The sequence below is a fragment of the Tistrella mobilis genome, from assembly GCF_039634785.1.
GTDB classification, from domain to species: Bacteria; Pseudomonadota; Alphaproteobacteria; order Tistrellales; family Tistrellaceae; genus Tistrella; species Tistrella mobilis.
The window spans coordinates 60,566-78,228 of the sequence record NZ_JBBIAB010000001.1 but is presented as its reverse complement, the minus strand read 5'-3'; the positions used below and the strand labels follow the sequence as shown (position 1 = coordinate 78,228).

Annotated in this window: 18 protein-coding genes, 1 pseudogene and 1 riboswitch; of the genes and pseudogenes, 6 read left to right on the top strand and 13 right to left on the bottom strand. The window is 69.0% G+C overall.

Going from position 1 to position 17,663, the window contains the following annotated elements; translation table 11 throughout:
• Nucleotides 1-44: 44 nt before the first annotated feature.
• The 3 genes from WI697_RS00400 to thiE all read left to right on the top strand — a co-directional run bounded on the left by WI697_RS00400 (nt 45) and on the right by thiE (nt 2,329).
• Nucleotides 45-623, top strand: a complete 579-nt coding sequence (locus WI697_RS00400) for a demethoxyubiquinone hydroxylase family protein (RefSeq protein ID WP_062761533.1) — start codon at nt 45-47, stop codon at nt 621-623.
• Between the two features lie 41 nt (nt 624-664).
• Nucleotides 665-784, top strand: a riboswitch (TPP riboswitch).
• Between the two features lie 100 nt (nt 785-884).
• A complete protein-coding gene (gene thiM / locus WI697_RS00395; protein ID WP_062761532.1) occupies nt 885-1,694 on the top strand; it encodes a hydroxyethylthiazole kinase in 810 nt (269 codons plus the stop codon).
• A complete protein-coding gene (gene thiE / locus WI697_RS00390) occupies nt 1,691-2,329 on the top strand; it encodes a thiamine phosphate synthase (protein ID WP_062761531.1) in 639 nt (212 codons plus the stop codon). Before thiM ends, thiE begins: the two co-directional genes overlap by 4 nt.
• A 14-nt stretch (nt 2,330-2,343) precedes the next feature.
• Here thiE and WI697_RS00385 read toward each other — a convergent pair whose 3' ends face one another.
• From WI697_RS00385 to WI697_RS00350, 8 genes and pseudogenes are all read right to left on the bottom strand, one after another.
• The gene (locus tag WI697_RS00385; RefSeq protein ID WP_345957029.1) at nt 2,344-3,552 is read right to left on the bottom strand and encodes a pyridoxal phosphate-dependent aminotransferase; all 1,209 of its coding nucleotides are present in this window, start codon (nt 3,550-3,552) and stop codon (nt 2,344-2,346) included.
• A 238-nt stretch (nt 3,553-3,790) separates the two neighbouring features.
• Nucleotides 3,791-4,324, bottom strand: a pseudogene (locus tag WI697_RS00380) (HNH endonuclease); the annotation flags it as partial.
• 185 nt (nt 4,325-4,509) lie between these two features.
• Nucleotides 4,510-5,919 carry a sensor histidine kinase gene (locus WI697_RS00375; RefSeq protein ID WP_062761530.1) on the bottom strand — a complete coding sequence of 470 codons (1,410 nt, stop codon included), beginning with the start codon at nt 5,917-5,919 and terminating at the stop codon, nt 4,510-4,512.
• Nucleotides 5,920-6,046: 127 nt separating this feature from the next.
• Nucleotides 6,047-6,757 carry an RraA family protein gene (locus tag WI697_RS00370; protein WP_082828194.1) on the bottom strand — a complete coding sequence of 237 codons (711 nt, stop codon included), beginning with the start codon at nt 6,755-6,757 and terminating at the stop codon, nt 6,047-6,049.
• 62 nt (nt 6,758-6,819) lie between these two features.
• Nucleotides 6,820-8,208 carry a hypothetical protein gene (locus WI697_RS00365; RefSeq protein ID WP_345957028.1) on the bottom strand — a complete coding sequence of 463 codons (1,389 nt, stop codon included), beginning with the start codon at nt 8,206-8,208 and terminating at the stop codon, nt 6,820-6,822.
• 49 nt (nt 8,209-8,257) lie between these two features.
• Nucleotides 8,258-9,211, bottom strand: a complete 954-nt coding sequence (locus WI697_RS00360; RefSeq protein ID WP_082828193.1) for an aminotransferase class IV — start codon at nt 9,209-9,211, stop codon at nt 8,258-8,260.
• A 92-nt stretch (nt 9,212-9,303) separates the two neighbouring features.
• Nucleotides 9,304-10,068, bottom strand: coding sequence for a TenA family transcriptional regulator (locus tag WI697_RS00355; RefSeq protein ID WP_062761528.1), 765 nt, complete (start codon nt 10,066-10,068; stop codon nt 9,304-9,306).
• Between the two features lie 70 nt (nt 10,069-10,138).
• Nucleotides 10,139-11,125, bottom strand: coding sequence for a beta/alpha barrel domain-containing protein (locus WI697_RS00350; protein WP_345957027.1), 987 nt, complete (start codon nt 11,123-11,125; stop codon nt 10,139-10,141).
• 303 nt (nt 11,126-11,428) lie between these two features.
• Between WI697_RS00350 and gluQRS the strand changes: the two genes are divergently transcribed.
• Nucleotides 11,429-12,361 (top strand): tRNA glutamyl-Q(34) synthetase GluQRS, encoded by a 933-nt coding sequence (gene gluQRS, locus WI697_RS00345; protein WP_345957026.1) that lies wholly within the window; start codon nt 11,429-11,431, stop codon nt 12,359-12,361.
• A gap of 200 nt (nt 12,362-12,561) precedes the next feature.
• Here gluQRS and WI697_RS00340 read toward each other — a convergent pair whose 3' ends face one another.
• Nucleotides 12,562-12,882, bottom strand: coding sequence for a hypothetical protein (locus WI697_RS00340; protein WP_062761526.1), 321 nt, complete (start codon nt 12,880-12,882; stop codon nt 12,562-12,564).
• A 598-nt stretch (nt 12,883-13,480) separates the two neighbouring features.
• Here WI697_RS00340 and WI697_RS00335 point away from each other — a divergent pair.
• Complete coding sequence (locus WI697_RS00335; RefSeq protein ID WP_062761525.1) at nt 13,481-13,906, top strand: acyl-CoA thioesterase; 426 nt, start codon at nt 13,481-13,483, stop codon at nt 13,904-13,906.
• Between the two features lie 52 nt (nt 13,907-13,958).
• Here WI697_RS00335 and WI697_RS00330 read toward each other — a convergent pair whose 3' ends face one another.
• Entirely contained in the window at nt 13,959-14,396 is a 438-nt protein-coding gene (locus tag WI697_RS00330; protein WP_014746680.1) for a metallopeptidase family protein, read from the bottom strand.
• Nucleotides 14,397-14,522: 126 nt separating this feature from the next.
• Between WI697_RS00330 and WI697_RS00325 the strand changes: the two genes are divergently transcribed.
• Complete coding sequence (locus WI697_RS00325) at nt 14,523-14,831, top strand: 4a-hydroxytetrahydrobiopterin dehydratase (protein WP_014746679.1); 309 nt, start codon at nt 14,523-14,525, stop codon at nt 14,829-14,831.
• A gap of 87 nt (nt 14,832-14,918) precedes the next feature.
• Here the strand turns inward: WI697_RS00325 and WI697_RS00320 are convergent, their stop codons facing one another.
• The 3 genes from WI697_RS00320 to WI697_RS00310 all read right to left on the bottom strand — a co-directional run bounded on the left by WI697_RS00320 (nt 14,919) and on the right by WI697_RS00310 (nt 17,485).
• Nucleotides 14,919-15,683: an SDR family NAD(P)-dependent oxidoreductase gene (locus tag WI697_RS00320; RefSeq protein ID WP_345957025.1), complete on the bottom strand. Its 765-nt coding sequence runs from the start codon at nt 15,681-15,683 to the stop codon at nt 14,919-14,921.
• A 216-nt stretch (nt 15,684-15,899) separates the two neighbouring features.
• Nucleotides 15,900-16,526 carry a hypothetical protein gene (locus WI697_RS00315; protein ID WP_014746677.1) on the bottom strand — a complete coding sequence of 209 codons (627 nt, stop codon included), beginning with the start codon at nt 16,524-16,526 and terminating at the stop codon, nt 15,900-15,902.
• The gene (locus WI697_RS00310; protein ID WP_014746676.1) at nt 16,523-17,485 is read right to left on the bottom strand and encodes a DMT family transporter; all 963 of its coding nucleotides are present in this window, start codon (nt 17,483-17,485) and stop codon (nt 16,523-16,525) included. The genes WI697_RS00315 and WI697_RS00310 overlap by 4 nt, the downstream gene beginning before the upstream one ends.
• Between the last annotated feature and the right edge of the window lie 178 nt (nt 17,486-17,663).

Genomic DNA, 17,663 nt, shown 5'->3' with positions numbered 1-17,663 from the left:
GAGGATCCTTCGCCGGATCATCCCCGACCGGAGACCGCCCTGACATGACCGACGAGCCCCGCCCGACAGACAGTCGCCCCACCGCCGCGCGTATCCTGCCCGGCGATCCCGATCCCCGCACCCTGGTCGAACGGATGATCCGGGTCGATCAGGCGGGGGAATATGGTGCCGCCCGGATCTATGCCGGCCAGCTGGCGGTGATGGGCAAGGGTCCGCATGGCGCCACCATCCGCCATATGGCAGATCAGGAACGGGTGCATCTGGAGACCTTCAACCGGATGATGGTCGACCGCCGGGCGCGCCCGACCCTGCTGTCACCGGTCTGGCATGCCGCGGGTTTCGCGCTGGGGGCGGTGACCGCGGCCATGGGGCCGCGGGCGGCCATGGCCTGCACGGTTGCGGTCGAGGAAGAGATCGACCGCCACTACCGCGCCCAGTCTGCCGCACTTGGCCCCGACGAAGCGCCGCTCCGCGACACGATCGAGCGTTTTCGCGCGGAAGAGCTGGAGCATCGCGATACCGGCCTCGCCCATGGCGCCGAACAGGCGACCGGCTACAAGGCGATGAAGGCGCTGATCGGCGCAGGCTCCCGGCTTGCGATCTGGCTGTCGACGCGGGTCTGATCGGCACTGTTGACACCGCGCCCGGGCGGCGCGCAGTCTGAAGACCTCACCAGGGGTGTCCCGACAAGGGGCTGAGATTCTGCCGGGCCGCAAGGCAGCGCAGGGACCCGAAGAACCTGATCCAGTTCATACTGGCGGAGGGATGGTGCGGATGGCCGGCCCCTGCAACCCATGCGGTGCAGGGGAGACGGCGTTTCGGAACCTCTTCCCTCTCTGCCGGTCCGGGCCGGGTCGATCAAGACCCGAGAGGGAGGAACCGGAATGACCCAGCACAGGACCGTCGGTGCCGCTGAACTCCATGACCGCATGCGGCAGCGCGCACCGCTGGTGCATTGCATCACCAATTACGTCGCGATGAACGTGGCGGCCAATGTGCTGCTCGCCGCCGGCGCCTCTCCGGCCATGGTCCATGCCGAGGAAGAGGCGGGTGAGTTCGCGGGCCTTGCCGGCGCACTGACCGTCAATATCGGTACCCTTTCCCCCGGCTGGGTCGGCGGCATGAAGGCGGCGATTGCGGGCGCCATGGCCGCCGGGCGACCCTGGGTGCTGGACCCCGTCGCCCATTTCGCGACCGGTTACCGGCGGCGTGTGGCCGCCGAGCTGCTGGCGTTGCGGCCGACGGTGGTGCGCGGCAATGCGTCCGAGATCATCGCGCTCGACGGCGGGGTCAGTGCCGGCCAGGGGGCGGATGCCGGCGACCCGGTGGAACAGGCGGAAGAGGCGGCCCGGCGGCTGTCGCGGGCCCATGGCGCGGTGGTGGCGGTGACCGGCCCGGTCGATTTCGTGACCGACGGCACGCGGGCGGCGCGGGTCTCGGGCGGCTCGGCGCTGATGCCGAAGGTGACGGCGCTCGGCTGCTCGCTCACCTGCCTGGTCGGCGCCTTCACGGCCGTGGCCTCCGACGCCCCGTTCGAGGCGACGGTTGCGGCGCTCGCCACCTTCGCGGCGGCGGGAGAGGCGGCGGAACGGGGGGCAGATGGCCCCGGCTCCTTCGCCATGCGCTTCCTGGATGCGCTCCATGGTCTCGAAGCCCCGGCGCTCGAGGCGGGGGAAAGGATCCGGCCGGCATGAAGCGTTTCGATCTCTCGCTCTATCTTGTTCTCGACCCCGATCTCTGCCGGGCGCGATCGATGGTGGAGACCACCCGCGCCGCCGTTGCCGGCGGGGCCACGATCGTTCAGCTGCGCGACAAGGCAGCCGGCACGGCCGGGCTGGTCGAGACCGGCCGGGCGCTCATGTCGGTGCTGGAAGGAACCGGCGTGCCGCTGATCGTGAACGACGATGTCGAGGCCGCGGTGGCGATCGGTGCCCATGGGCTGCATGTCGGCCAGGGCGACATGCCCGCGGCAGAGGCCCGCCGCCGGGTCGGGCCCCGGATGATCCTGGGCCTGTCGGTCGAGACCGAGGCGGCGGTACGGGCGGTCGATCCGGCGGTGGTCAACTATGTGGGGGCGGGGCCCGTCTTTGCGACCCAGACCAAGCCGGATCACGAGCCGCCGACCGGTTTCGACGGCCTTGCCCGGCTGGTGGCGCTGTCGCCCGTGCCGGCGGTGGCCATCGGCGGGCTGAAGGCGGAGCATGTGGCGCCGGTGCTGGCGTCGGGCGCCGAGGGGCTGGCGGTGGTCTCGGCCATCTGCGGCCAGCCCGATCCCGAGGCCGCGGCCCGGCTGATCGCCGACGCCATCCGGGACTGTCGCCGGGGCTAACCCTGTCGCCGGGACTAAGTCTCCCGGGTGCCGGCAAAGAAGGCGTCGAGCCGCCGGGCCGCCTCGGCGGCGAGCGCCGGATCGATGGCGAAGCACAGGCGCAGATAGCCGCTGCCGCCGGGGCCGAAGGCGGAGCCGGGGGCGAGCCCGACGCCCGCTTCGCGCAGGATGCGCACGGCGGTGGAGAAGGCGTCGTTCATGCCGCGCACGCCGAAGAACAGGTAGAAGCCGCCCTCGGGCTTCACCACCGTGATCTCGGGGATGCCGGCCAGCGCATCGAGCAGCACGTCGCGGGCGGCCATGGTGCGGGCGACCAGCGCCCTGACGCCGGGATCGCCCTCGTTCAGGGCCGAGATGGCGGCCTGCTGAATGAAGGTGGCGACGCCGGTGGTGTTGTACTGGGACAGGTTCTCGAACACCCGCGACATGCCGTCGGGGAAAATCACCCAGCCGGCACGCCAGCCGGTCATGCACCAGTTCTTGGAGAAGGTGTTGGTGACCAGCAGACGGTCATCGGGCTCCGTCACCTCGAGGAAGGAAGGTGCCGGCCGGTCGCCGTCGACGAACAGGCCGTAGACCTCGTCCGAGAAGATCCAGAGTCCGCGGGCGCGGGCGATGCGCACCAGCTCGGCCATCTGCTCCCTGGGCATCACCCAGCCGGTCGGGTTGGAGGGGGAGTTGATCGCGATCGCCCGGGTCCGCGGGCCGATCGCCGCCACCAGATCGTCGAGGTCGAGCGAGAAGCAGCCATCGTTCACCCGGAAGGGCACCGGCACCATCTTGCCGTGATTGATGCGCACGATCGCGTCCAGGTTGGGCCAGGTCGGCACCGGGGCGATCACCTCGTCCCCCGGCTCCAGGATCGCCTGGAAGGCTTGCATCATCGCCTGAACGCCGCCGGCCGTAACGCTGAACCGCCCGGGATCGACGGCCACGCCCCAATGACGGGCGTGATAGTCGGCGAGCGCCCGGCGCAGCGCCGGCAGGCCATGGGCGTAGGTGTAGCGGGTCTGCCCGGCCTGCATGGCCTGTTCGGCGGCCACACGGATGAAATCCGGGGTCGGCAGGTCGCCTTCGCCGATCCACAGCCGGATCACCGACGGATCCTCGCGGGCCAGGTCGGCGATATCGGCGATCTGGTTGGTCGGCATGGCGGCCACCCGCGCCGACAACCCCAGCCTGCCGGCCACGCCCGTATTCGCCCCGCTCTCATGCCCGCTCATGACGCCCCACATCTGTCGACACCGTCTCAGGGTGCCGATCCTCGCGGATCGCGGGCATGAACGCAACGGGCGATCAGTCGTCTTCCAGCTGGACCCCCCAGTATTCACCCTCGGTCATGTCCCGCGGGAAGGCGCGGCCCTGGGCCTCGCTCTGGATGGCGCGCAAGGTGGTATGGGCGGCCAGCGCCCCATCCACCGCATCCTCGTCCGAGCGGATCTCGGACAGGCCGGCGAAGTTCAGATAGTCCCGCCAGCTTGGATGCAAATTGCCGGGCGGAAAGTGGCGCCCGGCTTCCTGGAGTTCGGTCAGGTCCGGGGCTTTGGGCACCGACCTGAGGGTCAGACCGCACTGCTCGGGCGTTCGGGCACCCTTGGCGGTGTTGCAGGCCGTGCAGGCGGTGACGACGTTCTGCCAGGTGGTGGTGCCGCCGCGGGCGCGGGGGACCACATGGTCGAAGGTCAGTTCTTCCGTGGCGAAGCGCCGGCCGCAATACTGGCAGCGGAAACGGTCGCGCAGGAAGACGTTGAAGCGGGTAAAGGCCGGGCGACGGTTCACCGGCACATAGCTGCGCAGCGAGATCACGCTGGGCAGACGCATCTCCAGGCGCGGGCTGTGCACCACGGAGTCGTATTCGGAAAGGATGTTCACGCGATCGAGGAATACTGCCTTGATCGCGTCCTGCCACGACCACAGGGACAGCGGGAAGTAGCTGAGTGGTCGGTAGTCGGCGTTCAGTACCAGCGCCGGACAGGTGCTCGCGGATAGGCCCACAGGCTCCGTCTCCCCCTGAACCGGGCGGGCGTGGAGGACGCCCGCCTCGCGACCATATGGTATCAATGATTTGTGATGCTTGCATGAAAGATCAAGAGCCTGTGCGCGGGCCGGACTGGGGCCGGTACGGCACGGTTTCAACTGCAGGGGGATGCAGTCCGGTCGTTGACCGGGGGAATATCGGCTCAGGCGACGGGTAGTCTGAGGGTGATCGCGGTGCCGATGCGGCGCTGGCGTTCGATCGTCACGCTCCCCTCCATGGCTTCGGCCAGACGGCGGCTGATCGCGAGGCCGAGGCCGGTGCCTTCGATGCTCCGCCGGATGACGTTGCCGCCGCGCTCGAAGGGCTCGAACACCCGGTCGATCGCCTCGGGAGGAATGCCGATGCCGTCATCGGTGACGGTGATCGCGACCATCTGACGGCCCGGTCCGGACGTCCGGTGTGCGGCGATGGTGATATGCCCGTCCTCGGGCGTGAACTTGACGGCGTTGCCGAGAAGATTGTTCAGGATCTGGCCGAGGGCACGATGATCGGCCGCCACGGGCGGCAGGTCCGGGGGCAGGTCGACCAGCAGCGACTGCCGTTTGGCGGCTGCCTGCGGACGAATGGCCGTCAGCGCACCCTCGATCGCCCGTGAGAGATCCACCCTGCCGATCTCGACCTCGGTGCGGCCGCTCTCGATCCGGGCGACATCGAGCAGATCCTCGATCAGCGCCTTCAGCATCTGCCCGGACTGGTGAATATAGCCGGCCTGTTCGGAATAGCGGCGGAAGGTGGCGGCATCCGACCCGAACATCTGGTCGCGGATGATTTCGGAATAGCCGAGGATCGCGTTCAGCGGTGTCCGCAGCTCGTGGCTGACCTGGGCCAGGAAGCGGCTTTTGGCGTCGTTGGCCGCCTGGGCATCGTGCAGCGAGCGTTCCAGCCGGGCATTGGTGACGGTCAATTCATCGACCAGGGCCCGGATCCGTCCGGCATCGCGGGCCTGGCGTTCCAGCAGCTGCCGGTTTTCGATGTTGAGCCGCAGCATGTCCGCGATCCAGCGGTGATGGCGGCCGGCGAAATTTCCGAAAACAATGAGATAGAGGAGATAGCAGATCGCCATCGGTACATCCTGCCCCTCGTGTCGGAGAAGCAGAAGGGCAATGGGTGGAATGGCGAGCGGCACCATGAAGGCCATCAGCATCGCCCGGTCCATGACGTAAGCGATACCGACCGACGAGATGGCCAGCAGCACCGAGACGGCGATCATCGTTGCGCCGGGGTTGTCGAGCGTCAGACCAATCGCAACGCCCAACCCCCAGCCGAAGGAGGCAACGGCGATGCCGCCGGCGACCATGATCCGCTGAGATTCGCTCACCGCATCGGCCTCTGCCGCACGCAGGGCAAGAACGGCACTTGGGATGCGGATCGCTGAAATCGCCCACATCAGGATAACCCAGCCGATCGTCCAGAGATGATCGATATGAGGCCACATCAAGGCCGCGGCCGCAGCCGCCCCCGGGAAGGTGGCGATCGCGGCGCGCCTCGAGAGTTCGGCCTCCATCGCCACCCGGGCGTTGCGCAGGCCGTCGCGTATGTCCCGCTCTCCCATCCGTCTCCGTCGTCCACCGCCATGATCAGGTGCGTACATCATGGCGACAGCCGGGGATCGAAAGTCAATCGGGACCGGTGGAAACCGCGCAAAGCAGGCAGGGAACGGCGCAGGTCGGGCCGATCGGTCAGGGCCGGGGCTCGACCTTGAGGGCGAAGCGGTTATAGCCGTGGCGGCGGCGTGCCTCGGCCAGAGGGATGCCGGCGCGGACATCGGCGATCACCCGCGCCTCCATCGCCTCCACCTCGCGCACCAGCCCGGCCACTTCCGCGCGCCGGGCCGCCGGCACGGCGACCACGCCCGAATCGTCGCCGACCAGCCAGTCGCCCGGCTCCACATGCGTGCCGCCCATGGTTACCGGCACCTGGGTCGCCACCATGCGCACCCGGTTCTTGCCCGACTTCATATAGGCGGTCAGCGAGAACATCGGATAGTCGAGCGCCATGATCTCGGTCGCATCGCGGCAGGCGCCGTCGATGACGGTACCGGCGATGCCACGGCTCTGGGCCAGCGCCGACAGGATGTCGCCCCAGACGGTGCACCAGGTGCGGCCGTCATTGGCCAGCGCCACCACATGGCCCGGCGGCACCTGTTCGATATAGTCGGCAGCCGGCGCCGGCTCGCCCGGGGCCACCGGCTCGAAGGCCACGGTGAAGGCCGGGCCGCAGACCCGATGGCCGGGCTTCAGCGGGCGGATGCCGAGCAGCCCGTTATTGTAGCCCAGCATGTCGAGCACATCGGAAACCGCGGCGGTCGAGGCGCGCGAGAGCACGGCGAGGACGCCGGCATCGTCGAGCGGCAGGGTTTCGGCAGCGGCGGCGGGGCTCTGGTCGGTCATGGGATGGTTCTTCCGTTGTCGTCGGGCGCGGGGGTGCGGGGACGGAGGCCGGGGACGGCCGATCAGGCGGCGTCGGAGGCGAGGCCGGCGGCCTGGCGCGGCTCCGCCACCCGGACCGCAAGCTTGCGGCCGCCCTGGAACACGTTGACCCGCTCGTTGTTGCTGGCCTTGGCGCCGAAGCCGATGAAACGGCCACCGAAGACGAAGGTGTCGAGGCTGACCTTCATCGGCACGCAGGCGCCCGTCGCCGGGTCGGTCAGGATCGGATAGGTCAGCGGCGGCACATAGCGCTGGGCGATATTGCCCTCGGCGAAGCCCTGTTCGATCTTCGCGATCCAGGTGGCGTGATCGGTGTCGCGGCCGATGGTGACGCCGTCGCCGCGGATGTCGTAAGGCTCTTTCAGCACCCAGTCCTGCGGGCGTTCCATCAGCAGGTCGCGCAGATCGCGCGCGGCGCCATCGAACAGCACCTGCTTGCCCGGCTCCAGCTTCGAGGCCCAGGGGAGCAGACGCTCGGCCAGCGCGCGTTCATCCTCGGTGAAGTGATGGGCGAAGCGCGGCTCGCGCACCAGCGCCAGGGTGCGCTTGCTTTCGGCCACATAGCGGGCCGGGAAGGGGTTGAGGTGCAGGATGGCGCGCGCCTCGATCGCCGCCACCCAGCGCGGCAGCAGATCGGGATGGTCCGCGGTCAGCCGGCGCCAGTAGACGGTGTTGATCTTGTTCCAGCAGAGATCGATGCGGGTATCGCCCGCCCAGGTGGCGCCGTCGCGGAACACGACCGCGCGCGGGTCGACCACCAGGGTCCTTGTGCCGAGCGCCGTATAGGCGGCCGCCATTTCAACCGATTCGACATTGGCCTTGCCGTCTTCCTGCAGCACGGCCAGCACCGGATCCGGATTGGTGCCGCCCCAGAGCCGGTAGTCTTCCAGAAAGCGTTCGAGCAGGGGGGCGCCCTTGTCGAGCGGCAGCTTGCAGATGCCGAGTCCGGCGGCAGCGAGGGGCGCCTCGACCAGATCGTCGATCACGGCGTTGATCCGGCCGGTGAACATGGTGCCGGCCGGGCTGTCGGCATTGTTCTCCAGCACCACCACCCGGCCGTCGGGCAGGGCGGGATAGCCGTCGATCCGGCAGACCCGAACGGTGGAGGGCAGATGATGGGGGGCCAGCGATGCGGCTTCTTCCGCGGGATCGAGCGCGATATAGGCCCGGACATCGGGGTCGGCGCGATAGGCTTCGACCGCCGATTCCAGCAGCGCCACATAGGCCTCCAGGTCGCGGGCATGGGCCTCTACCCGGTCGGCGCGCACCATCAGCGGCGCCGGGGCCAGGTCGAAGGCCTTGTTCTGGAAACGGGGAGCTGCGGCGACGGCGGCGGAGACGCGCCGGGCGAGGCCGGCCCCCTCGGCGGTCAGCCCGGCGAGGACGGTGGCGGCGGCATGCCAGTCGATCATGGCTCTGGACCCTTTTTCGGGGATGTATCCCTGACGAGGCGTGCGGCGGTCAGGCGACGGCGGCCGCATCGGGAAGCGGCAGGATCAGATCGCCCGCGGCGGCCCGGATGTCGCGCGCGCGCTCGAAATAGCGCGCAATGATCTGCTGCGAGATCGGGGCCGCATCGGCCCGCTTCAGCACATGGCCGTCGATCTGGCCGATCAGCGCGTATTCAAGCCCGGTGCCGCAGAGGAAGGCTTCGTCCGCCGTCCAGGCATCGGCGCGGGTCAGCCGGGTTTCGACCGCGGGAATGCCGAGTTCGGCGGCAATGTCCAGGGTCAGCGCCCGGGTGATGCTGGGCAGCACGCCTTCCGACAGTGCCGGGGTCATCAGCCGGCCGTTCTTCACCAGGAACAGGATCGCGGTCGGCGCCTCGGACAGATAGCCGTCGGCATTGGCGAGCACGACGTTGTCGAAGCCCTGAGACTTCGCCTCCAGCATCGCGATGCGCGCGCCCGCATAATTGGAGATGTTCTTCGCCGCCGACGGGAAGGCCAGATCATGGGCGCGCTGCCAGGCGGAGAGCTTGACCTTCATCCGCTTGTCGTCGGCGAGCCAGGTCTTGCGCCCCTGGGCGGTGATGGTGACGGTCAGCAGCGGCTGGGCCGCCTGGCCCAGCTCCCCCGGATTGCCGGCCGAGATCGAGGGGCGGATATAGGCGTCGTCGGTGACGCCGTTCTGCGCCACCAGTTCGGCGATGATGTCGGGGATGCGGTCGATCCCGGGATCCGGCAGCCACATCATGCCGGCCGACGCCGCCAGCCGGTCGAGATGCGGGTGCAGTTCCAGCACCTTCAGCCCGCGGCCATCGGCCGTGCGGTAGATGCGGATGCCCTCGAAGACCGAGACCGCATAGCGCAGCGCAAGGCTGGCGGCATGCAGGGTCGCGGTTTCCCAGGGCACCAGGGCACCGTCGTGATGGCAGAGCGGGAAGGTCTTCGGTGAACGCACGGGTGTGGGCATGGCGCGGCTTCCGGGGCGGGGCGTCGGAGGGGGGCGTCAGGAGTGACGGGTCCGGGTCCGTCGCATGTACGGCGGCCCCGGACCCGGTCAGCTCAGGCGGCGACGTCCTGGTAACGGAACGGCGCTTCGGCCGGATCGTAGAAGTTGCGCAGCATGGCGTCGAAATGGGCGTGGCGCAGATCCAGCGCCCGGCCCAGCATGCGCACGCACTGGTCCTGCAGCTCGGGAGTGTTGGCGTAGCGGCGCAGCAGCTCACGCGCGACCGAGGCATGCTCGTCCTCGAGCTCGCTCACATGATCGTCGCCCTCGGTCGACGACGCATGATGGACGAAGTAGTCATAGCCCTCGGGCGGCAGCTGATAGACGTCGCGCATCACGTCGAGCATCGAACGCTTCTGCGGGTTCACGATCGGCGGCTGGCCTTCCATCAGCAGCAGCACCGAGGCGACGCCGGCCGTGAAATGGACGGCGGTGTTGTTGCAGACGCCGACATTGTGGTCGATCACCGCCTGGGTCTCGGGCAGCAGCGGTGCGGCCTGAATGTCATCCATGGTGACGCCGACCGAGTTGCCGAAATCGACGAAGGAGAGCAGGTGGCGGCGGCTGTCGGTCAGCCGGCCGGTCTCTTCCTCGTAGATGTTCTCGACCAGCGAGATGCGCAGCTCGTAGTCGTCGATCCGCGAGGCGATGCCCAGGATGTTGCGGGTCCAGAAGTTCTTGATCGGCCAGCGGTGGATGACGAAGTTCTGCAGCAGCCGCTGCGTCGCCTTGCCGCTCATGATCAGCTGATAGAGCGGGCTGGTCATCTTCTTGCGCTCGGCAATCATGCGGTCGAGCGTTTCGACGAAGTCCGTCATGTCGAACCTTCCAGTCGTCGCGTGGGTGGATCGTTTGGTGAGAACGGGAATGAGCCGGGGCGGTCGCGGTTCAGGCCGCGCCGCGGGCCAGGGCGCCTGCTTCCGCCGGCTGCATCAGACCGGCCAGCCGGCCGGCAAGCACATCCAGGAAAGCACGGCCGTCGCGGGCCGCGTCTTCGCGCAGCGCCCGAAGATCGTCGAGATTGAGGTTCATGGATGCGGCCAGGCAGTTCTCGTAGAGCGCGAAGGCCCGCCGGTCGACCCAGTCGAGCAGATGCTCCGAGATCAGCCGCGCCAGCCGCTCATGGGCGAAGGCCCGGCCCTGGCCACGATGCAGATGCACGGCCAGCGCCTCGGTCTGGCAGTTGCCGCCGCCCTTGCCCATGCCGCCCAGCGACCCGTCGACGATGACGGCGCCGGCCTCGATGGCAGCCAATGTGTTGGCGAAGCCGAGGCGGAGCCCGTCATGGGCATGAAAACCGATGCCCGGTCCGCCGGGGCCTGCCGCTTCCGCGATGTCGGCAATGCGGCGCGACACCTCGTGCGGGTAGAGCCCGCCATTGCTGTCGGCGATGTAGAACCAGTTGGCACCGGCATCCCGGGCACGCCGTGCCACGTCGGGCGCCAGATCCAGCGGTTGTTCCGATGCCCGGATCAGATTGATCGCCGCTTCCATGCCCAGAGAGCGGATGCGCTCTGCATGGGTGAGCGCGGCATCGAGCCGGGCCGGCGTCGCCGGCATGCGCACCAGCCGCACGCCCTGATCGGCGAGGCGGGCATAGTCGTCCAGCATCACCTGATGGACATGCGCCATCACCGTCAGACCGGTGCGGTCCGACACCCGGCGCATCTGATCGATATACCAGGCCGGGCAGCACGCTGCCGGCCGGCCGTCGTACAGGGCCTCGTCATGGGGCCGGTAATAGCCGATCTCCACATAGTCGAGGCCGGATGCCGCGAGGCCCGCCACCAGTGCTGCGGCCTGTTGTGGCGTAAAGCCGTGATCGTTGACATATCCGCCGTCGCGGAGTGTCACGTCGATGACCCTGATCGTCATGATACCACTCCTCAAGCTGGCGCCAGCCTTGCCTGCCCCCGAATGACCCGATCCCGCCCTGAGACCGGCAAATCCTGAAGGCGGGGCGCGCGCCGCCCGCGTCGCCCGTGATGGACATTCCGCGTCGCCTGGGGGTTTCATGGTCTTCGCTACAGTCCCTTTGCAGCTTTATTGCAGTATGAAACCAAACCCATAACGACCTCTGGTTGATATCCTCTGTCAGGACAGGACCGAGAGTCAATTATCGTTTTCGTTAATCGTCCCAAGGTTGCATATGCACCTGAAAGACCCGGAGAAGGCCGGATGAGCCAGACCATCGATCCCGCGCCGCCGGCCGTGATGCCGGTCACCCGCTTCGCGCCGAGCCCCACGGGGCTCTTGCATCTGGGCCACGCATTGTCGGCGATCCTGTCTCACGATTACGCCCGGGCGCATGGCGGACGTTTCATCCTGCGGATCGAAGATATCGACACCACCCGATGCCGCCCTGAATTCGTCGAGGCGATCTTCCGGGACCTGGACTGGCTGGGGGTGAGCTGGGATGGCGAGGTGCGCCGGCAATCGGAGCATTTCGACGACTATCGCACCGTGCTGGACGCGTTGACGGCGCGGGACCTGGTCTATCCCTGCTTCTGCACCCGGTCGGAGATCGAGGCCGAGATTGCGGCCAGTGCCTCGGCGCCCCACGGCCCGCCGCCTGCGGGACCCGATGGCCCGCTCTATCCCGGCACCTGCCGCAGGCTGACGCCTGCCGCGCGTGCGACCAGGCTGGCGGCGGGGCACCCGCACGCCCTCAGGCTGGACATGGCGGCAGCGCTGGCCGCCCTGGGACCAGGCGCCGCCAGCCTCAGCCGGACCGACGCCGCCGGCCTCAGCTGGACCGATATGGATGCGGGGCCGGTGAAGGCGACGCCGGCCATTCACGGCGACGTGGTGCTGGCGCGCAAGGACGTGCCGGCCAGCTATCACCTGGCGGTCACGCATGACGACGCATTGCAGGGCATCACCCACATCATCCGCGGCCGCGACCTGGAGGCGGCGACCCATCTCCACCGTCTGCTTCAGGCGCTGACGGGCTGGCCGGTGCCGGTCTGGCGGCATCATCGCCTGTTGACCGACGATCAGGGGCGACGGCTGGCCAAGCGCACGCCCGGCGTGCGGCTTGCCGATCTGCGCGAGGCGGGTGTCACGCCGGCCGACATCCGCCGGCGGCTGGGGCTGGCTGCCGCCGATTGAGCCCGGCCGCCCCGGACGGAAAAGCCCGGCCGCGCGGTGGGGCGCCGCGGGCCGGGCTTCGGGGCCGGCATGTCATGGGGATCAGCGCGCACGATCCGGGGGAAGGGGGCGTGGATCGCAGGCGGAGACATGCCGCCGCCGTCCCGGGGCATCATCGGAGGGGCGGATGCCGGTCGGGACGGGTGCGGGGAGGGCGGGGCCTAGTCGGCCACCGCCTTGAAGGTGATCAGCACCTGGCGGACCTCGACCAGCTGGCGGAGCTTGCGCGCCAGCTTTTCGGCCTCGCCCGGTGCAACGTCGTCGAGCTGAACGTCGATATGAACCTCGTCCGCACGGCCACCGACCCGCTGGCTGTGCCAGCGCGACGGCAGCAGGCTGCGCAGGGCGAAGACTTCCAGCACCCGCGACATGGTGCCGACCTCGGCGGCGGCGACCACGAAGAAGCAGGCGGTGGCAGGCGCTACCGCTTCGGCGGCCGGGGCGAGATGGGCGGTGGTGGTGCTGAGGGTGGCGGTCAACATGGGGGCGGTCCTCGTCGTCGGTAACCGGGGCCCTGCCATTGTCGGGGGCCGTTTTCCGGTCACGGTCTCTGTCCCGACATCCGCCTGCCGCAACCGTCACGGGCGGGCAGGGGGACATCGCATGCCGTCATCTGGTCTCCCGGTCCTCAGCGGAGAACCGGGCCGATAATTCGAAGACCGGTCCAGCATGCAGTGTGACGCCGGCGGTGTCGGACAGAGACGCAGCTGCGGGGGGAGACGAAGACAGAAACGGTCATCGGGACCAACGCATCGATCTGGTGGCGGGCCGCAGGCGCCGCAAGCCGGCAGCGACCCTCATCGCAAGACGGGAAAACCCCCGGCCCCCTCAGAAGAGGGCCGGGCCCGTAATTCGCGCAAAACCGCGCGTATGGCGATGTCCGATCATGCTCATGTCCGCGATGGTATACCGATGCGCCGGGCTGTCAAGCCCTACGGGCGTTGCACCACGGGATCTGGCCGGCCGTTGCCGGTCCGTCTAGGATAGGCACCGCATGCCCCGGCCCGTTTGGGCGGCGGCAGATCAAAGAGAGGCGCCCGCATCCCGCGAGGCGCCCGCACCCAGGAGACGCCCTCCCCCATGGCCCGTTCGGATTTCGCGTTCCATTTCCCCTTCCGCATCCGCTATTCCGAGGTGGATGGTCAGCGCGTGGTGTTCAACGCGCATTATCTGACCTATTTCGACACCGCGATCACGGAATTTCTGCGCTCGCGCGAGATCGGCTATAATGATCACTTCTCGCCCGACACTTTCGACTTCCACCTGGTCAAGGCGACCGTCGAATACAAGCGGCCGATCCGGTTCGACGACGAGATCGATGTCTGCGTGCGCATCGGCGCGGCCGGCCGGTCGAGCGTGACCTTCGCGATCGAAATCCATCCCAAGGGCGAGGACGCGCTGCTCTCCACCGGCGAGATCATCTGGGTCTATACCGATATGAAGGCCGGCCGCTCGGCGCCCGTGCCGGGCTGGTTCCTGGAGCGCATGGGCTGGCAGGGCGCCTGACGGCTGCGGAGACCTCGGGGGATCTGCTCGCGGCGCGGGGGCGAGGCGGCGGTCAATCCGCCTCGATCCGCTCCATATCCTCGTCCGAAAAGCCGTAATGATGGCCGATTTCATGGATCAGCACATGGCGGATCAGCTCGTAGAGCGTCGAGCCGGCGGCCTCGCCCTCGGTCTCGGCCCAGGCGTCGAGCAGCGGGCGGCGGTAGAGGAAGACCATGTCCGGCCAGGCCTGCGGCTGTGTCAGTGACCGCTCGGTCAGCGGCACGCCACGATAGAGGCCGAGCAGGCCGAACGGGTCTTCGATGCCCATCTCGGCCAGGGTCTCGTCGTCGGGAAAATCCTCGACCCGGATGGCGACCGGGCCGATCGCCTCGCGGAAGGCGGCCGGCAGGCTGCCGAAGGCCTGATCGGCGATCGCATCGAACACATCGAGGCCGGGCGCCACGAGATTGCCATAGCGGCGGGCCGGATCGTCCTCGGCAGCGGTCATCGGGCTTGCGTCTCCGTTGGGATGTCACGTCTCTCGGGTTGACAGGCCCTGCGCCTGCTGGCCCTTCTGGTGGTCAGGGATCCGCGGGCGCCAGAGGCCCGTGGACGCGATATGGGGAGCCCCGACATGGTCGAAAAGCTCGACCCCGCCGCCCGTGCCGAACTTCTTGCCTCGCTCTCCGGCTGGACCGAGGTGGAAGGCCGTGACGCGATCGAGAAGACCTTCCGCTTCACCGACTTCAAGGCCGCCTTCGGCTTCATGACCCGGGTCGCCATTGCGGCCGACGGACAGGACCATCATCCCGAATGGTCGAACGTCTACAACCGGGTCACGATCCTGTTGACCACCCATGATGCCGACGGCCTGTCGGCGCGCGACGCAAAGCTCGCCCGGGTGATCGAAGAGGCGGCAGCCGGCAGCGGCCTGTCCACCTGACCGGTCACAGGGAAAGGGCCGCTCCCCGTCGCGGGGCAGCGGCCCTTTCCCTGTCGTTTTTGCGGCCCTGCCGGGTCCGGCGGCGGTTCAGCGCGCCGACATGCGGATGGCGCCGTCCAGGCGGATGACCTCGCCGTTCAGCATGCTGTTCTCGACGATGTGGCGGGCGAGCGCCGCATATTCCTCGGGCCGGCCGAGGCGCGAGGGGAAGGGCACGCTGGCGCCCAGGCTGTCCTGAACCTGCTGCGGCAGGCCGAAGAGCATCGGCGTGCCGAAGATGCCCGGGGCGATGGTGCACATGCGGATGCCGTGCTGGGCCAGTTCACGCGCAACCGGCAGCAGCAGGCCGACCACACCGCCCTTCGACGCCGAATAGGCCGACTGGCCGACCTGGCCTTCAAAAGCCGCGATCGAGGCGGTGTTGATGATCACGCCGCGCTCGCCGTCCTGGGTCACCGGATCGGCCTTCGCCATCTGGGCGGCGGCAAGGCGGATCATGTTGAAGGTGCCGATCAGGTTGACGTTCACCACCTTCGAGAAGGCGTCGAGCGAGGCCGGGCCGTCCTTGCCGAGCACCTTGAAGGCGGGCGCGATACCGGCGCAGTTGACCAGGATGCGGACCGGGCCATGGGCGGCGGCGGCCGTTTCGAAGGCGGCCTCGGCGGCAGCCGGGTCGGTCACATCCAGCTTGATCGAGAGGCCGCCGATCTCGCGCGCCAGCTCTTCGATCGCCTGCTCGTTCAGGTCGACGACGGTCACCTTGGCGCCGGCGGCGGCGAGCGCCCGGGCCGTGCCGGCGCCCAGGCCGGAGGCACCACCGGTCACGACTGCGGCAACACCGTTGATCTGCATGGGTCCTGGTCTCCTCGATCGCTGTCGCTGCGGGGCCGGGGCGCGGGGCGGCGACCTCCGGAATTCTCCCCATCGCCGGGCATTGATCCGCCATTCAGCGGCAGGGGTCAAGCCCGGCCGACCCGCGGGTCACCCCGCGACGGCCGGGTCGCGCCGCAGGCGGGCGCCCGGTTGCCGGATCAGGGCCGAAGCCATCGCGCGGCGTGAGGCCGGCGGTCAGGAGTCGAGGGTGCGGGTGCCGACCGGCGTCCAGCCGGCCCAGCCGGCCAGCCAGTCGATCAGGTCGTGGAAGGCATCGAGGTCGTCGTCGCCTGCAGGCGGCACCACCGTCGGGCGCCCGCCGCGTTCCACCACCCGGCTGAGCGCCAGCCGCCCGCGGCTTCGGTCCACCGCGACCACGGCCAGCCAGCGGGCACCGTCGCCCGCGATCAGTTCCTCGCCCTCGTCATCCTCGTGCTGGATCATCGGCCGCGAGGCGCCACCGGCCGAGGGCGCGCCCTCGAACACGCCCGAGAACACGATCGCGCTCGGGTTGGCCGCGACCGCGATCGCACGGGCGGCGCGCTCGTCTTCCGGCCCGTCGCCGGGCAGGTCCAGCTCCAGCACCCGTTCGGCCTCTTCCTCGCCGCGATCCACTTCGGCCAGGAAGTCGGGGAAGTCTTCGCCCAGCGCATCCTGCAGGGCTTCGAGCCCGGCATCCCCCATGCCGATGCGCGAGGCACCGAACCAGATCAGCCGCCAGAGCGGCCGGCCGTCGCCGGCTTCCACGCGCTCCACCGCCTCGCGCTGATTGACGGCGAGAATGGTGGCGAGGGCGGGGCGGCTTGTCTCACGGTCGGTCATTTGTCCTCGGACGTGATTTCGGGGCGGTCGGGCTGTGGTGCCGTCGTGATCTGCCCGGCCGTGGGCCGGCTGGCCAGCCGCGCCTCGCGGCGGGTGATGTAGACGGCCGAGCCGATGATGACGGTTGCGCCGACCAAGGTCCAGGGGTCCGGTACCTCGTCGAAGAAGGCAAGGCCGATCAGCACCGCAAAGGGCAGGCGGGTGAAGTCGAACGGCATCACCGCCGAGGTGGGGGCGGCGGCATAGGCGCGGGACAGGAAGATCTGGGCGATGATGGCGGTGGCGCCCACCAGCAGCAGCCAGGCCCAGCCCTCCCAGCCCGGCCAGGTCCAGACGAAGGCGGCCGGGATCAGCGAGATCGGCGTCATCACGATATTGGACCAGAAGGTGATCACCGCCGGCCCGTCATGGGCGGCCATGCGCCGGATCGAGATCGCCGACGAGGCCATGAACAGCGCCGAGGCGAGCGCGGCGATGGTGCCGGCCGACACCTCGGTAAAGCCGGGGCGCAGCACCACCAGCGTGCCGGCGAAGCCCACCGCCAGCGCGGTCCAGCGCCGGGCCCGCACCGTTTCACCCAGGGTGATGACGGCGAGCAGGGTTGCAAAAAGCGGCAGGGTGAAATTCAGCGCCACCGCATCGGCAAGCGGGATGGTCGCCACGGCGAAGAACCAGGTGGACATCGCCAGGAAGCTGGTCAGCCCGCGCAGCCCGAACAGCGTCCAGCGCCGCCGGAAATCATAGGGCAGCGGCAGCCGGCGCAGCATGGGCACCATCAGCACCACGCCGAACAGGTTGCGGAAGAACACCACCTCCAGCGGATGGACATGCTGGGCCGCCATGCGGATCTCGGCCGCAAGCAGGGCCAGCATGCCGCAGGCGGCGGTCATCCAGAGCCCGCCCACGATCAGGGCGCGGCCCGGATCGACCGGGGCGGACGGGACAGGACGGACGGGCATCTGGGGAACCTGACGGGCGGATCGCGGCGGGTGACGAGACAATAGACCCCCGATCGGCGGCGATGCCAATGGTCTGCGGACCCCCGCTTGCGCATGGCCGGAATGCAGGCGGCGGCGAACGCCGTATGGATGCGGCCCCCGATCCCGACGGCCGGCCGCCCAAAGCCCGGCGGGCCAA

What these genes read in the sequence shown, in the direction of transcription:
- WI697_RS00310 (WP_014746676.1), bottom strand. Translation starts at nt 17,485, where the DNA reads ATGCCCGTCCGTCCTGTCCCGTCCGCCCCGGTCGATCCGGGCCGCGCC.
- gluQRS (WP_345957026.1), top strand. Translation starts at nt 11,429, where the DNA reads ATGAGCCAGACCATCGATCCCGCGCCGCCGGCCGTGATGCCGGTCACC.
- WI697_RS00330 (WP_014746680.1), bottom strand. Translation starts at nt 14,396, where the DNA reads ATGACCGCTGCCGAGGACGATCCGGCCCGCCGCTATGGCAATCTCGTG.
- thiE (WP_062761531.1), top strand. Translation starts at nt 1,691, where the DNA reads ATGAAGCGTTTCGATCTCTCGCTCTATCTTGTTCTCGACCCCGATCTC.
- WI697_RS00320 (WP_345957025.1), bottom strand. Translation starts at nt 15,683, where the DNA reads ATGCAGATCAACGGTGTTGCCGCAGTCGTGACCGGTGGTGCCTCCGGC.
- WI697_RS00350 (WP_345957027.1), bottom strand. Translation starts at nt 11,125, where the DNA reads ATGACGATCAGGGTCATCGACGTGACACTCCGCGACGGCGGATATGTC.
- WI697_RS00400 (WP_062761533.1), top strand. Translation starts at nt 45, where the DNA reads ATGACCGACGAGCCCCGCCCGACAGACAGTCGCCCCACCGCCGCGCGT.
- WI697_RS00385 (WP_345957029.1), bottom strand. Translation starts at nt 3,552, where the DNA reads ATGAGCGGGCATGAGAGCGGGGCGAATACGGGCGTGGCCGGCAGGCTG.
- WI697_RS00335 (WP_062761525.1), top strand. Translation starts at nt 13,481, where the DNA reads ATGGCCCGTTCGGATTTCGCGTTCCATTTCCCCTTCCGCATCCGCTAT.
- WI697_RS00315 (WP_014746677.1), bottom strand. Translation starts at nt 16,526, where the DNA reads ATGACCGACCGTGAGACAAGCCGCCCCGCCCTCGCCACCATTCTCGCC.
- WI697_RS00325 (WP_014746679.1), top strand. Translation starts at nt 14,523, where the DNA reads ATGGTCGAAAAGCTCGACCCCGCCGCCCGTGCCGAACTTCTTGCCTCG.
- WI697_RS00365 (WP_345957028.1), bottom strand. Translation starts at nt 8,208, where the DNA reads ATGATCGACTGGCATGCCGCCGCCACCGTCCTCGCCGGGCTGACCGCC.
- WI697_RS00360 (WP_082828193.1), bottom strand. Translation starts at nt 9,211, where the DNA reads ATGCCCACACCCGTGCGTTCACCGAAGACCTTCCCGCTCTGCCATCAC.
- WI697_RS00375 (WP_062761530.1), bottom strand. Translation starts at nt 5,919, where the DNA reads ATGGGAGAGCGGGACATACGCGACGGCCTGCGCAACGCCCGGGTGGCG.
- thiM (WP_062761532.1), top strand. Translation starts at nt 885, where the DNA reads ATGACCCAGCACAGGACCGTCGGTGCCGCTGAACTCCATGACCGCATG.
- WI697_RS00340 (WP_062761526.1), bottom strand. Translation starts at nt 12,882, where the DNA reads ATGTTGACCGCCACCCTCAGCACCACCACCGCCCATCTCGCCCCGGCC.
- WI697_RS00370 (WP_082828194.1), bottom strand. Translation starts at nt 6,757, where the DNA reads ATGACCGACCAGAGCCCCGCCGCCGCTGCCGAAACCCTGCCGCTCGAC.
- WI697_RS00355 (WP_062761528.1), bottom strand. Translation starts at nt 10,068, where the DNA reads ATGACGGACTTCGTCGAAACGCTCGACCGCATGATTGCCGAGCGCAAG.